This is a genomic window from Mannheimia massilioguelmaensis (assembly GCF_000940515.1).
GTDB lineage: Bacteria > Pseudomonadota > Gammaproteobacteria > Enterobacterales > Pasteurellaceae > Basfia > Basfia bettyae.
Genome location: NZ_CDQL01000004.1, coordinates 317,950 through 332,889 on the forward strand (window position 1 = coordinate 317,950; position 14,940 = coordinate 332,889).

General features: G+C 37.5%; 10 protein-coding genes and 1 riboswitch. Of the genes, 6 read left to right on the top strand and 4 right to left on the bottom strand.

Annotated features, from left to right (window positions below; genetic code table 11):
• Positions 1–136: 136 nt before the first annotated feature.
• From uvrA to mreD, 6 genes are all read left to right on the top strand, one after another.
• On the top strand, positions 137–2,968 hold the full coding sequence (gene uvrA / locus BN1226_RS02970; protein ID WP_044469911.1) for an excinuclease ABC subunit UvrA: 2,832 nt from the start codon (positions 137–139) through the stop codon (positions 2,966–2,968).
• Between the two features lie 217 nt (positions 2,969–3,185).
• Positions 3,186–4,301 (top strand): NapC/NirT family cytochrome c, encoded by a 1,116-nt coding sequence (locus BN1226_RS02975; protein WP_044469912.1) that lies wholly within the window; start codon positions 3,186–3,188, stop codon positions 4,299–4,301.
• Positions 4,302–4,313: 12 nt separating this feature from the next.
• Positions 4,314–4,456, top strand: a riboswitch (molybdenum cofactor riboswitch).
• A gap of 44 nt (positions 4,457–4,500) precedes the next feature.
• Positions 4,501–6,981: a trimethylamine-N-oxide reductase TorA gene (gene torA, locus BN1226_RS02980; RefSeq protein ID WP_044469913.1), complete on the top strand. Its 2,481-nt coding sequence runs from the start codon at positions 4,501–4,503 to the stop codon at positions 6,979–6,981.
• A 209-nt stretch (positions 6,982–7,190) separates the two neighbouring features.
• Positions 7,191–8,243 carry a rod shape-determining protein gene (locus tag BN1226_RS02985; protein ID WP_044469914.1) on the top strand — a complete coding sequence of 351 codons (1,053 nt, stop codon included), beginning with the start codon at positions 7,191–7,193 and terminating at the stop codon, positions 8,241–8,243.
• An 80-nt stretch (positions 8,244–8,323) separates the two neighbouring features.
• Complete coding sequence (mreC, locus tag BN1226_RS02990) at positions 8,324–9,379, top strand: rod shape-determining protein MreC (protein ID WP_044469915.1); 1,056 nt, start codon at positions 8,324–8,326, stop codon at positions 9,377–9,379.
• A complete protein-coding gene (gene mreD, locus BN1226_RS02995) occupies positions 9,379–9,867 on the top strand; it encodes a rod shape-determining protein MreD (protein ID WP_005759422.1) in 489 nt (162 codons plus the stop codon). The genes mreC and mreD overlap by 1 nt, the downstream gene beginning before the upstream one ends.
• Before the next feature lie 51 nt (positions 9,868–9,918).
• Here mreD and leuD read toward each other — a convergent pair whose 3' ends face one another.
• The 4 genes from leuD to leuA all read right to left on the bottom strand — a co-directional run bounded on the left by leuD (position 9,919) and on the right by leuA (position 14,809).
• Positions 9,919–10,521: a 3-isopropylmalate dehydratase small subunit gene (gene leuD / locus BN1226_RS03000; protein WP_044469916.1), complete on the bottom strand. Its 603-nt coding sequence runs from the start codon at positions 10,519–10,521 to the stop codon at positions 9,919–9,921.
• A gap of 11 nt (positions 10,522–10,532) precedes the next feature.
• Positions 10,533–11,942, bottom strand: coding sequence for a 3-isopropylmalate dehydratase large subunit (gene leuC, locus BN1226_RS03005; protein WP_044469917.1), 1,410 nt, complete (start codon positions 11,940–11,942; stop codon positions 10,533–10,535).
• 85 nt (positions 11,943–12,027) lie between these two features.
• Positions 12,028–13,104 carry a 3-isopropylmalate dehydrogenase gene (gene leuB / locus BN1226_RS03010; RefSeq protein ID WP_044469918.1) on the bottom strand — a complete coding sequence of 359 codons (1,077 nt, stop codon included), beginning with the start codon at positions 13,102–13,104 and terminating at the stop codon, positions 12,028–12,030.
• A 154-nt stretch (positions 13,105–13,258) separates the two neighbouring features.
• On the bottom strand, positions 13,259–14,809 hold the full coding sequence (leuA, locus tag BN1226_RS03015; protein WP_044469919.1) for a 2-isopropylmalate synthase: 1,551 nt from the start codon (positions 14,807–14,809) through the stop codon (positions 13,259–13,261).
• Positions 14,810–14,940 lie beyond the last annotated feature (131 nt).

Genomic DNA, 14,940 nt, shown 5'->3' on the forward strand with positions numbered 1-14,940 from the left:
CAAAATTTAAAAGTGCGGTTATTTTGCCTGAAATTAGGAAAAAGATCTATAAAATTTCACTGGATATTTTAACAGTTTATAAAATATGCGATAATGCTCGCAATTTGAAAAATTTTTAAGCAGTAATTAGGAATTTATGGACGTTATCGATATACGTGGGGCTCGCACTCACAATCTTAAAAATATCAATTTAATTATTCCTCGCGATAAACTTATTGTTATTACAGGGCTTTCTGGTTCAGGAAAGTCTTCACTTGCATTTGATACGCTTTATGCAGAGGGGCAACGCCGTTATGTGGAATCATTGTCTGCATATGCTCGTCAATTTTTGTCTTTAATGGAGAAACCCGATGTAGATCATATTGAAGGGTTGTCTCCAGCTATTTCTATTGAACAAAAATCTACTTCTCACAATCCTCGCTCAACAGTGGGTACGATTACTGAAATTCATGATTATCTTCGTTTATTATTTGCTCGTGTTGGTGAACCTCGTTGCCCAGAGCATAATGTGCCTCTAACTGCACAAACTATTTCGCAAATGGTGGATAAAGTTTTATCGATGCCAGAAGGCAGCAAAATGATGTTACTTGCCCCAGTGGTAAAAGCACGTAAAGGTGAGCATATCAAAATATTAGAAAATATTGCGGCTCAAGGTTATATTCGCGCTCGTATTGATGGTGAAATTTGTGATTTATCCGATCCTCCTAAATTAGAATTACAGAAAAAACATAGTATTGAGGTGGTGGTAGATCGTTTTAAAGTGCGTTCTGATCTTGCAACGCGTTTAGCTGAATCATTTGAAACAGCCCTTGAATTGTCTGGTGGTACTGCTATTGTCGCAGATATGGATGATCCCAAAAAAGAAGAGTTGGTCTTTTCTGCAAATTTTGCTTGTCCGCATTGTGGTTATTCTGTTCCTGAATTAGAACCTCGTTTATTTTCTTTTAATAATCCAGCAGGTGCTTGCCCAACTTGTGATGGTTTAGGGGTTCAGCAATATTTTGATGAAAAACGAGTAGTGCAAAACCCAAGTGTTTCCTTGGCTAGTGGTGCAGTAAAAGGTTGGGATAGACGTAATTTCTATTATTATCAAATGTTGACTTCTTTAGCTGAGCATTATCATTTTGATATTGAAGCACCTTATGAGTCTTTAGCAAAGAATATTCAAAATATCATTATGAATGGTTCGGGCAAAGAAGAAATTGAATTCAAATATATGAATGACCGTGGTGATGTAGTTGTGCGTCGCCATCCATTTGAAGGTGTTTTGAATAATATGGCTCGTCGTTATAAAGAAACTGAGTCGATGTCTGTACGTGAAGAATTAGCCAAAAATATTAGTAATCGTCCTTGTGTGGATTGTGGTGGTTCACGCTTACGCCCCGAAGCACGCCATGTTTATATTGGTCAAACGAATTTGCCTGATTTGTCAGAAATGAGCATCGGTGAAGCTTATAGTTTCTTTGAGAAAATGGCGCTAGCGGGGCAAAAAGCCCAAATTGCAGAAAAAATTCTTAAAGAGATCAAAGAGCGTTTATCTTTCTTAGTGAATGTTGGTCTAAATTATTTATCGTTATCTCGTTCGGCAGAAACATTATCTGGTGGTGAAGCACAACGTATTCGTCTTGCAAGCCAAATTGGTGCAGGTTTAGTCGGGGTAATGTATGTGCTTGATGAACCATCAATTGGCTTGCATCAGCGTGACAATGAACGCTTACTGAATACTTTAATTCACTTACGTAATCTTGGAAATACGGTGATTGTTGTAGAGCATGATGAGGATGCTATCCGTCTTGCAGATCATATCATTGATATTGGACCAGGTGCGGGAGTGCATGGTGGTTCTGTGATTGCAGAAGGGACTGCCGAGCAGATAATGAAAAATCCAAATTCTATTACTGGTAAGTTTCTCTCTGGTGCTGAAAAGATCGAAATTCCTAAAAAACGTACCGCAGTTGATAAAGATAAATTCTTACGCTTATATGGCGCAACAGGGAATAATCTGAAAAATGTCAATTTAGAACTACCCGTGGGATTATTTACTTGTATTACGGGTGTTTCAGGTTCAGGTAAATCTACGTTAATTAATGATACTTTATTTCCTATTGCACAAAATGTGTTGAATCGTGCCGATAACATTGAACATGCCCCTTATAAATCTATTGAGGGTTTAGGGTTCTTTGATAAAGTCATTAATATTGACCAAAGCCCTATTGGACGTACGCCACGTTCAAATCCTGCCACTTATACTGGTTTATTTACACCTATTCGTGAGTTATTCTCTGGCGTGCCTGAAGCACGTGCGCGAGGTTATAATCCTGGTCGTTTTAGCTTTAATGTGCGAGGCGGTCGCTGTGAAGCCTGTCAAGGTGATGGTGTAATTAAAGTGGAAATGCATTTTTTACCTGATGTATATGTACCTTGTGATCAATGCAAAGGAAAACGTTATAACCGTGAAACTTTGGAGATCCGTTATAAAGGTAAAACTATTCATCAAGTGTTAGATATGACGGTGGAAGAGGCAAGAGAATTCTTTGATGCGATTCCAATGATTGCTCGTAAATTACAAACCTTAATAGATGTTGGTCTGTCTTATATTCGTTTAGGTCAATCATCCACAACCCTTTCTGGTGGTGAAGCTCAACGTGTGAAACTTGCTACAGAATTATCTAAACGAGATACTGGTAAAACCCTTTATATCTTAGATGAACCAACCACAGGTTTACATTTTGCGGATATTAAACAGTTACTTGAAGTGTTGCATCGACTACGTGATCAAGGCAATACCATTGTAGTAATTGAACACAATTTAGATGTGATTAAAACGGCAGATTGGATTGTTGATTTAGGTCCAGAAGGCGGTAATGGAGGTGGTCAAATTATTGCTACAGGTACCCCTGAACAACTTGCTAAATCGACGAGTTCGCATACTGCAAGATTCCTTAAACCAATACTTGAAAAAAATTAACTAAAATCTGACCGCACTTCTAGGTAAATTTGGAGTGCGGTTACTTTTTGAACTTTATTTGATTTAAAACAAATAAATCTTTTTTTTACCATGACTAAACCCTTTCAGTTGCTTTTGTTTATTGCTTCATTTGATTAATTCACTATACTAGAAAATATTTGATTAACTATAATTAGTTAATTTTTATATATTTTTTTATATAACGATGGAGTGCTGTATGTCAGAACGTAAAAAGATTTCGTGGTTGTGGGGATTATTGTTATTAGTGATTGGTGCAGTATTGCTGTTCACTACACAATACATTATGAAAGCAACAAGTTCGCAAGAATTTTGTTTAAGTTGTCACTCAATGGAACAACCTCATGCGGAATATGAAGGAACAGTGCATTTTGCTAATGCAAAAGGTATTCGTGCTGAATGTTCAGATTGCCATGTTCCCCATGATGGAATCGCATACGTAAAAGCAAAAATTGTAGCTCTCAAAGATGTTTGGTACACCATGACTGGCAAGCTCTCTGATCAAGATGCTTTCGAAAAACATCGTTTAGAAATGGCTCAAAGAGTGTGGGAAGATATGAAAGCTAATGATTCAGCTACTTGTAAATCTTGTCATAGTTTTGATGCTATGGTGCTTTCAGATCAAAAAGAAGCTGCACAAAAAATGCATAAGTTAGCACAAGAAACAAATCAAACTTGTATTGATTGCCATAAAGGTATTGCACATTTTATGCCTGATATTCCAGTGGATAATGCCTCTGCTGGGGAATTAACTAAACACGCTGGACAATTTTCAGCAAGTGATAAAGTTTTATATAGTTTAGCAATGAGTCCAGCTCAGTTAGCTCAAGGTGGAGATTTGCGTTTAATGCCTTATGCTGAATTAACTAATTGGAAAGAAGATGGAGATAAAATTACTGCAACTATCAATGGCTGGCAACAAGTAGGTGCAGAAAGCATTGTTTATATGGATTTAGGAAAACGTATTAACGTTGCTTTATTAGGTGATGAAGTTAAAGATAAATTAAATGTCACTAAAACTGTTCATGATGATGTAACCAATTCAGATTGGAAACAAGTGAATTTTGAAGTAACGATTGCGAAAAGTGCGGTAACTTCTGATATAAATTCTTTAAATAGCTTTGGTAATAATTTAAATCAAACACATTGTAGTGGTTGTCATGCGGCAATTAGTGCAGACCACTATACTGCCAACCAATGGATTGGTGTTGTAAATTCAATGAAAGATCGTACTTCAATGAGTGCTGATGATGTACGTGCTGTGACTATTTATTTACAACGTAATGGCAAAGATATGGTAAAAAATAGCCATTAATATTCAGATTTAATAACATCTGGACTCCGAGCTTGTATTCCTAAGTTTAGTTTTTTAAATATGGAAGCAAAGCCTGAATAAGTTTTCTTGTTCACAGGATAGTAGAGAAATTTGCTATCCCCTCGTATTTAGAAAGGTGTCCTTGGGGCTTATAAGCAGTTATAAGCCTTAATTCAACTTGCTCAATAGTGAGGTAAACATGAAAACTCAAGACAAAATTAATGTCAAACGACGTGACTTTCTTAAAAATTCTTCTCTAGGGATTGCTGGTGCATCTTTAGCTAGTACTGGTGTAGTTGGATCTTTAGCATCTATGCCAGCTCAAGCGGCTGAAAGTAGCACAGTAGTGACTGCTGCACATTGGGGACCACTAGGTGTGGTTGTCGAAAATGGTAAAGTCGTTAAGTCTGGCCCTGCTATTCCTGCACCGATCGAAAACGAATTACAATCTGTAGTTGCAGAGCAACTTTATAGTGAAACTCGTGTTAAATATCCAATGGTGCGTAAAGGCTATTTAGAGGGTAATAAAGATACTACTTTACGTGGTCATGATGAATGGGTTCAAGTCTCTTGGGATAAAGCATTTGAATTAGTCGCTGGCGAAATGAAACGTGTGCGTGAAGCTAATGGACCAAGTGGTATTTTCGCAGGTTCTTATGGTTGGTATAGTTCAGGTGCATTACATGCTTGCCGTACTCTTCTTCATCGTTATATGAATGTAACAGGTGGCTTTGTTGGTACTAAAGGTGACTACTCAACAGGTGCTGCTCAAGTTATCATGCCTCACGTATTGGGTACTATTGAAGTTTATGAACAACAAACTTCTTGGGAAACTATTTTAGAGACAACAGATACTATTGTGTTATGGAGTGCTAACCCATTAACAACAATGCGTATTGCTTGGACATCTACAGACCAAAAAGGTATCGAATACTTCAAGAAATTTAAAGAAACAGGTAAACGTATTATTTGTATCGACCCTGTTCGTAGTGAAACTTGTGAATACTTAGGTGCAGAATGGGTCCCTGTTAATACAGCTACTGACGTCCCATTAATGTTAGGTATAGCTCATACTTTAGTTACTGAGAAAAAACATGATGTTGAATTCTTGAAGAAATATACGAAAGGTTATGAGAAATTTGAAGAATACCTATTAGGTAAAACTGATAAACAACCAAAAGATGCTGATTGGGCAGCTAAAATTACAGGTGTTCCTGCTGAAACTATTAAAAAATTAGCGGTAGACTTTTCGAGCAAACGCACCATGTTAATGGGTGGTTGGGGAATGCAACGTCAACGTCACGGAGAACAATCTCACTGGATGTTAGTGACATTAGCTGCAATGCTTGGTCAAATTGGCTTGCCAGGTGGTGGTTTTGGTTTAAGTTACCATTATTCAAATGGTGGTGTGCCAACGACAACAGGCGGTATTCTCGGATCTATTTCTGCTACACCAGCAGGTGGTGAAGCAGGTGCTAAAACATGGTTAGATGAAACTTCTAAATTATCATTCCCATTGGCACGTTTATCTGAAGCATTATTAAATCCAGGTAAAAAAATTCAATACAATGGTACAGAAGTTACTTATCCTGATATCAAATTAATCTATTGGGCGGGTGGTAATCCATTTGTTCACCATCAAGATACCAATACTATGGTTAAAGCATGGCAAAAACCAGAAACTATCATTGTCAATGAAGTTAACTGGACACCTACAGCTCGTATGGCGGATATTGTTCTCCCTGCAACAACAAGTTATGAACGTAATGACTTAACTATGTCTGGTGATTATTCTATGATGAATATTTTCCCTATGAAGAAAGTTGTTGAACCTCAATTTGAAGCTAAAAATGACTATGATATTTTTACTGAATTAGCAAAACGTGCAGGTGTTGAAAAAGAATTTACTGAAGGCAAATCTGAAATGGATTGGTTAAAAGGTTTTTATCAAACGGCATTTGATGCAGCACGTAAAAATCGTGTCATCATGCCTAAATTTGAAAAATTCTGGGAAGATAACAAACCTCTTACTTTCGAAGCAAATGAGAAAGCAAAAAAATGGGTGCGTTATGAAGAGTTCCGAAATGATCCATTACTCAACCCTTTAGGTACACCATCAGGTAAAATTGAAATTTTCTCAGATGTTGTTGCAAAAATGAATTATGATGATTGTAAAGGTCACCCAACTTGGATGGAACCTGAAGAATATGCGGGTAAAGCTACCGAAGCTGAACCGTTGGCATTAGTGACACCACACCCATACTATCGTCTACATAGCCAATTAGCACATACTTCATTACGTCAAAAATATGCAGTAAAAGATCGTGAACCTGTATTAATCCATAAAGATGATGCACAAGCTCGTGGTATTGTTAATGGAGATATTGTTCGTATATTTAATAAACGTGGACAAATCCTTGCAGGTGCAGTGGTCACTGATGGCATAATCAAAGGTACAGTAGCTGTACATGAAGGGGCTTGGTATGATCCTTTAGATCTTGGTACGGCTGAAAAACCATTATGTAAAAATGGTTGTCCAAACGTATTAACTCGTGATGAAGGTACATCAAAACTTGCTCAAGGTAATTCACCAAATACTTGTAATGTTCAAGTTGAAAAATTCACAGGTGAAGCTCCTGAAGTTACGGTATTTAAACAACCTAAAACTGCAAAGGCTTAGTATTTACTAGTCTTTTATAGCTAATATTATAAATATACAATCCCAATCTATCTTTCTGGCTAGGTTGGGATTTTTTATTTTTAGGCTATTTATTATAAATTTCTTTAAAATTCACTGTAAAAAAAGTTGAATTTTTGGTACATTTAGCACAATTTTCTGCAAACTCAGATTAGCATTTTCATTATTTCTTATTTATTAACGGAATTCTTATGTTATTTAAAAAAATTCGTGGTTTATTTTCCAACGATTTATCAATTGATTTAGGTACTGCCAACACATTAATTTATGTAAAAGGTCAAGGTATTGTGCTCGATGAGCCTTCTGTTGTGGCAATTCGCAAAGATCGTATTGGCTCATTAAAAAGTATTATTGCGGTTGGTAAAGATGCCAAAATGATGCTTGGTCGTACTTCAAACAACATTGATGCAATTCGTCCTATGAAAGATGGGGTGATTGCTGATTTCTCTGTTACTGAGAAAATGTTGCAACATTTTATTAAACAAGTGCATAGTGGAAATTTTTTACGTCCAAGTCCACGTGTATTAATTTGTGTACCAGCGGGTGCAACACAAGTTGAACGTCGAGCAATTAAAGAGTCTGCGATTGGTGCCGGCGCTCGTGAAGTTTATTTAATTGAAGAACCTATGGCAGCCGCCATTGGTGCAAAATTACCTGTATCAACGCCGACAGGATCAATGGTAATTGATATTGGTGGTGGTACCACTGAAATTGCCGTGATTGCATTAAATGGCGTCGCTTATTCATCTTCTGTTCGTATTGGTGGGGACCGTTTTGATGAAGCGATTATTGCTTATGTTCGCCGTACATTTGGTTCCATTATTGGTGAAGCTACTGCGGAGCATATTAAACAAGAAATTGGTACAGCATATATTCAAGAAGATGATGAAATTAAAGAATTAGAAGTTTACGGTAGCAACTTAGCAGAAGGCGCTCCTCGTGCATTCCGTTTAACTTCACGAGATGTATTAGAAGCAATTCAACAACCATTAGATGGCATTATCACTGCTATGCGTACTGCTCTTGAAGAATGTAAACCAGAACATGCTGCTGATATTTATGAGCGTGGCATGGTATTAACTGGGGGCGGCGCATTATTACGAAATATTGATGTGTTGCTTTCTAAACAATCGGGAGTTCCAGTTGTGGTTGCTGAAGATCCATTAACTTGTGTCGCTCGTGGTGGCGGTGAAGCGCTTGAAATGATTGATAAACATGGTGGTGATGTATTTAGCGAAGACTAATCTGCTAGATGTAGAATAGTTAAAAAGTGCGGTAAATTTGACCGCACTTTTAGTTTAATAACTGGATAATAAAGAATTGTATGAAAGCCATCTTTAGTAAAGCCCCTTCTCTAAACTTACGTATAATATTGGCGGTTATTTGTTCTATTGGTTTGATTTTCTCTGATGGTCAAACAAATACAATGATTAAAGTTCGTAGTGCGATGGATACTGCGGTTGGTGGTTTGTATTATCTTGCTAATACTCCTCGTACTGTGCTTGATAATGTTTCAGATAATTTAGTTGATACTAATAAATTACAAATTGAAAATAAAGTTATAAAAGAACAGCTAAGAGAAAAAAATGCTGATCTACTCTTACTGGATCAATTAAAAGTTGAAAATCAGCGCTTACGTTTATTGCTCAATTCTCCATTACGCACAGATGAATATAAAAAAATTGCTGAAGTACTTACTTCTGAAACCGATGTTTATCGTCAACAAGTAGTGATTAATCAAGGTAATAAAGATGGTGCTTATGTCGGACAGCCTGTTATCGATGAAAAAGGGGTGGTTGGTCAAGTTATTTCTGTGGGAGAAATGACTAGCCGAGTATTACTCTTAACTGATGTAACCCATTCTATTCCTGTACAAGTATTGCGTAATGATGTGCGTGTTATTGCGAGTGGAGTCGGGCGTACTGATGAATTAACATTAGACAATGTGCCTCGTTCCGTAGATATCGTCAAAGGCGATTTGTTAGTGACTTCTGGTTTAGGCGGACGTTTCCCAGAAGGTTATCCTGTGGCTATTGTTGAAAGTGTTTCTCGAGATGGGTCTAATTATTTTGCAACCGTGAATGTTAAACCATTAGCCTCATTAGAACGTCTACGCTATGTCTTATTATTATGGCCAGCGGGAGAAGAGTTTCATAAAGCACAAGCTTCGTCACCTGAAGATGTTCGCAAAGTTGTACAACAACGGATTGCTAACAGTGCGACTGAATCAAAGAAAATGCCAGTAACTGAAGATGATAGTAATAAGGCAGTTCAACCTCCAGCTGAAGATAATATGCCTTCTCCTGAAAATCTTCCAGAGATGAATAATAATGACACCTCAGTTGAACCTGAATTAAAAGAACATAGAGAGGAAGATTAATGAAAGGCCACTTTCTAGTGCAATTAATTGTTGTCCTTGCGACTTTTGTGGTGGCATTAGTGTTAGAAATTACACCTTGGCCATCAGGTTTCCATAGTTTTAAACCTTCATGGTTAGTTTTAGTTCTGACCTATTGGATTTTAGCTTTACCTACACGTATTAATATTGGTACTGCATTTTTATCTGGGGTTATTTGGGATGTCGTTCTTGGCACTATTTTAGGTGTACATGCTTTAGTCTTGTCTTTAGCGGCTTATTTAGTGGCACGTTACAATCAAATTTTACGTAATTTATCTTTGTGGCAACAAAGTCTATTGATTATTATTTTTATCTTGTTAGTCCGAATTGGCATTTTCTTATTGGAATTATCTATTCATAGTGCGGTATTTAGTTGGAAAGAAATATTTGGAGCACTAATTAGTGCAGCATTATGGCCTTGGGTATTTTTCTTATTAAGAAAAATTCAACACCAGATTAGATTAGATTAGATTTAATAAAAAAACGGCTTACATTCAAAATGTAAGCCGTTTTCTATTTAGTTAACGTAAAAATGTTGGAATATTTTTCTCATAATAGGTGATAGCATCTTCGTGTTGAAGTGTTAATCCGATGTTATCCAAACCATTTAATAAACAATGACGACGGAATTCATCTAGTTCAAAGTGATAGAATTTTTCACCAACGGTTACTGTCATTGCTTCTAAATCCACATGAATTTGTTTGCCTTCATTTGCCCATACCCATTGAAAGATTTCTTCCACTTCTTCCTCTGTTAATTTGATCGGAAGCATATGGTTATTTAAGCTATTATTATAGAAAATATCCGCAAAGCTTGGTGCGATCATCACTTTGAAACCATAGTCTGCTAATGCCCATGGAGCGTGTTCTCGAGATGAACCACAGCCTAAGTTTTTACGAGCAAGTAAAATGGTTGCACCTTGATATTGTGTAAAATTTAACACAAACTCTGGATTTGGTTGCGTTTCTTCTGCATCAAGATAACGCCATTCGTGAAATAAATGCTTGCCAAATCCCACTCTTGTAATTGCTTGTAAAAATTGTTTTGGAATGATTGCATCCGTGTCCACATTGGCGATATCTAAAGGAAGCACTATGCCTGAATGATGTTGAATAGCTGCCATTTATTTGCTCCTTAATTTAATTCAATATTACGAATGTCAACAAATTTACCATACATTGCAGCAGCTGCTGCCATCGCTGGGCTAACTAAGTGAGTGCGACCGTTACGACCTTGGCGACCTTCAAAGTTACGATTTGAGGTAGATGCACAACGTTCCCATTCACCTAAACGGTCATCGTTCATGCCTAAACACATTGAGCAGCCAGGATTACGCCATTCTGCACCTGCCTCAATAAAAATTTTATCTAGCCCTTCTTGTTCTGCTTGTTCTTTTACTAAACCTGAACCAGGAACAACAAGAACACGTTTAACATTATCCGCTTTTTTACGTCCTTTCATTATCGCCGCAGCTGCACGTAAGTCTTCAATACGAGAGTTCGTACATGAACCGATAAATACTTGATCTACTAGCACATTTTTTAAATCTGTATTGGGCTCCAATCCAATATAAGCTAATGCTTTTTCGGCAGATGCTTTGGTTACTGAATCTGACATATTTTCAGGATCGGGAACTAATTGATCGATACCTATTACTTGACCTGGATTGGTTCCCCAGGTGACTTGAGGGGCAATATCTTTTGCTTCTAAAATTACCACAGAATCAAATACTGCATCATCATCTGACTTTAAGGTTTTCCAATATTCAATTGCATCATTCCAATCTTTGCCTTTCGGAGCATATGGGCGATCTTTTAAATAGGCAAATGTTGTTTCATCGGGAGCAATTAAACCTGCTTTGGCACCAAATTCAATGGCCATATTGCATACTGTCATTCGACCTTCCATAGAAAGATCTCGAATCGCTTCACCGCAGAATTCCACGACATGCCCAGTACCCCCAGCCATAGTGGTTTTACCAATGATCGCCAATACAATATCTTTTGCTGTAATACCTGGTTTGACTTTACCACGGACTTCGATTTTCATACTTTTTGCACGAGCTTGTTTTAAGGTTTGAGTCGCTAAAACATGTTCAACTTCAGAAGTACCAATACCAAATGCCAGTGCACCAAATGCGCCATGCGTTGCTGTATGTGAGTCACCACAAACAATAGTCATGCCTGGTAAAGTTAATCCTTGTTCAGGCCCCATTACATGTACAATACCTTGTTGTTTAGTATTCATATCAAACAATGAAATACCTGTGGTTTTACAATTTTTATCTAGCTCTAAAACTTGAATTTTAGCTTGACCTTCCAATAAATTCACGTCACGCACTTGGGTAGAAATGCTGTGATCCATGGTACCAAACGTTTTACTCACTTGGCGTACCTGCCGACCTGCCACACGTAAGCCATCAAAGGCTTGTGGTGAGGTGACTTCGTGAATCAAATGGCGGTTAATATAAATAATAGGTGTTTCACCTTCGGTTTCATAAACGACATGTGAGTCGAATAGTTTTTGGTAGAGTGTTTTTGCCATATTTTTATCTCGTTAGATTGTATGATGGGCTTGCTAGCCTCTAATATCATGCTAAAAGTGCGGTCGGATTTGCAAAAATTTTCCTCTAAATCGCATTTGCAATTAATGTGCCCATTTCAGCAGTTGAAATTGGAGCAGAGTGATCAGCTAAATCTCCAGTACGATAACCTGCATTTAATACTTTTTGTACAGCATTTTCGATAGCATCAGCCGCTTCATTTAAGTTAAAACTGTAACGTAGCATCATTGCAGCTGAAAGAATTTGTGCGATGGGATTAGCAATTCCCTTACCAGCAATATCCGGTGCACTACCACCTGCAGGTTCATATAAGCCAAAGCCTTTTTCATTTAAACTGGCTGAAGGTAACATACCCATTGAACCTGTAATCATTGCTGCTTCATCAGAAATAATATCACCGAAGATATTTGAGCAAAGTAACACATCGAAGCTTTCAGGTGCTTTAATTAATTGCATAGTGGCGTTGTCGATATACATATTTTCAACAAGCACTTCAGGGTATTCTTTAGCAACATCAGCCACAGTTTCACGCCATAAAATTGAGCTTTGTAGTACGTTTGCCTTATCTACCGAAGTGAGATGTTTTTTGCGTTTCATTGCAGTTTCAAATGCGACACGGGCAATACGTTCAATTTCATATTTGTAATATATTTCAGTGTCGAATGCTCTAGTTTGTGAACCTTCACCTTCATGGCCTTTAGGTTGACCAAAGTAGATCCCCCCAGTTAATTCACGCACGACAACCATATCAAAGCCTTTCTCTGCAATGTCTGAGCGTAATGGGCAGAATTTTTCTAAGCCCTTGTAAAGTGTGGCAGGGCGAAGATTGCAAAACAATTTAAAATGTTTACGCAATGGTAATAATGCGCCACGTTCTGGCTGTTGATCTGGTGGTAAATGTGTCCATTTAGGGCCACCTACGGAGCCGAATAAAATGGCATCCGCATTATCACAACCTTTTAATGTTTCCGCGGGTAATGGCTCGCCCTTTGCATCGATTGCCGCGCCACCCACAAGGTAATGGCTGAAGCTTAATTTGAAGTTAAATTTATTTTGTACTTTTTCTAAAACTTTAATTGCTTCAGCCATTACTTCAGGGCCGATTCCATCACCTGGAAGTACTGCTATGTTGTATGTTTGCATATTATTTTTCCTATTTAAAATTCTTGAAATTTCGACCGCAGTTTTTAAATTTCATTTAACTGCTGTTGACAAAAGAAAGCGCATTTCCGTAAATAAATTTATCTTCCCACCTTCTTCTCCTTCTTTGATAAAGAGAGCTCGGGGAGATGTTAAATTAATGCTTCAAATCCTTCGTCAAATCAGCTACTTTTTGTGAGCGATAAATTGCATTGATAGCATGAATTAATGCGCGAGCAGAAGATTCAACGATATCAGTGGCTAACCCTACACCGTGAAATTTTCGGCCTTGATACTCCACTACAATATCTACTTGTCCAAGTGCTTCAGCACCATCTCCTTTAGCGGTTAAGTTATAATGGGTCATTTGTAAGTTCATACCAACAATTTGCATAATGGCGTTATAAACGGCATCTACAGGCCCATTTCCGCCATTTGATGCTTGATTTATTCGTTTACCATCTAACTCAACTTGCACAAATGCTGATGCAGGCAAACCACTTAAGGTTTGTGAAGTAATTACATCTAAAGTTAAACGATCTTCATCGCCTTGTTGCATATCAATAAATGCTAATGCTTCCAAGTCATAATCAAATACTTGCCCTTTCTTATCTGCTAATTTTAAGAAAGCTTCGTACAATTTATCTAAATCATAATCTTTTTCTGAGTAACCCATATCTGCCATATGGCCTTTCACCGCAGCACGACCAGAACGAGCAGTTAAGTTTAACTTCTCTTTTCTTAAGCCAATCGTTTCAGGTGACATGATTTCGTAAGTATTTTTATTTTTCAACATGCCATCTTGGTGAATTCCAGATGAATGAGCAAAGGCATTCGAACCTACAATCGCTTTATTGGGTTGAATTGGCATGTTGCATAATTGACTTACCATTTGGCTCACTCGGTGAATTTCTTGAGTATTGATTTTTGTATCAACACCAAACAATTCTTGGCGAGTTTTAATTGCCATTACCACTTCTTCTAATGCAGTATTACCTGCACGTTCACCGATACCATTAATGGTACATTCAATTTGACGAGCGCCATTTTGTATGGCAGTTAATGAGTTTGCCGTTGCCATACCTAAGTCATTGTGGCAGTGCACAGAAATAATTGCTTTATCAATATTAGGAACACGGTTTCGCACTTGGTTTATAATATTTCCGTATTCAGTGGGTAAGCAGTAACCCACTGTATCAGGAATATTTACCGTTGTTGCACCCGCATTAATAGCGGCTTCAACAATACGACAGATATTATCAATCCCTGTACGTCCAGCATCTTCGCATGAGAACTCAACATCATTGGTATAACCACGTGCACGTTTTACCGCACTTACAGCCATTTCAACCACATCATCAAATGAACGCTTTAATTTAGCTTCAACATGTAATGCAGAACTGGCAATAAAAGTATGAATACGATATCTTTCGGCATTTTTTAATGCCTCATAAGCTGCATCAATATCTTTTGAAATCGCACGAGACAAGCCACATACTACGGAGTTTTTAATATTAGCTGCGATAGTTTGTACAGATTCAAAATCCCCTTGTGAGGATACAGGAAAACCCACCTCCATCACATCTACACCTAAGCGTTCTAAAGCTAATGCAATTTGTAGTTTTTCCTTGACGGTCAAACTTGCTTTTAATGCTTGTTCACCATCACGCAATGTAGTGTCAAAAATAATCACATTATTATTCGCCATGATAATCATCCTCTTGATTAATTCACGCTCTAAAGTGCGGTAGATTTTCAAGATTTTTTTATGAAAAAACCCGCTACGTTGAGTGCGGGTTTATATTTATGGAATCTTTATATTTGCTTTCTTTTTTCCAC

Bases quoted from the DNA above. Each gene is read 5' to 3' on its own strand.
- leuA (WP_044469919.1), bottom strand. From the start codon at position 14,809: ATGGCGAATAATAATGTGATTATTTTTGACACTACATTGCGTGATGGT.
- uvrA (WP_044469911.1), top strand. From the start codon at position 137: ATGGACGTTATCGATATACGTGGGGCTCGCACTCACAATCTTAAAAAT.
- leuC (WP_044469917.1), bottom strand. From the start codon at position 11,942: ATGGCAAAAACACTCTACCAAAAACTATTCGACTCACATGTCGTTTAT.
- BN1226_RS02975 (WP_044469912.1), top strand. From the start codon at position 3,186: ATGTCAGAACGTAAAAAGATTTCGTGGTTGTGGGGATTATTGTTATTA.
- mreD (WP_005759422.1), top strand. From the start codon at position 9,379: ATGAAAGGCCACTTTCTAGTGCAATTAATTGTTGTCCTTGCGACTTTT.
- leuD (WP_044469916.1), bottom strand. From the start codon at position 10,521: ATGGCAGCTATTCAACATCATTCAGGCATAGTGCTTCCTTTAGATATC.
- torA (WP_044469913.1), top strand. From the start codon at position 4,501: ATGAAAACTCAAGACAAAATTAATGTCAAACGACGTGACTTTCTTAAA.
- BN1226_RS02985 (WP_044469914.1), top strand. From the start codon at position 7,191: ATGTTATTTAAAAAAATTCGTGGTTTATTTTCCAACGATTTATCAATT.
- mreC (WP_044469915.1), top strand. From the start codon at position 8,324: ATGAAAGCCATCTTTAGTAAAGCCCCTTCTCTAAACTTACGTATAATA.
- leuB (WP_044469918.1), bottom strand. From the start codon at position 13,104: ATGCAAACATACAACATAGCAGTACTTCCAGGTGATGGAATCGGCCCT.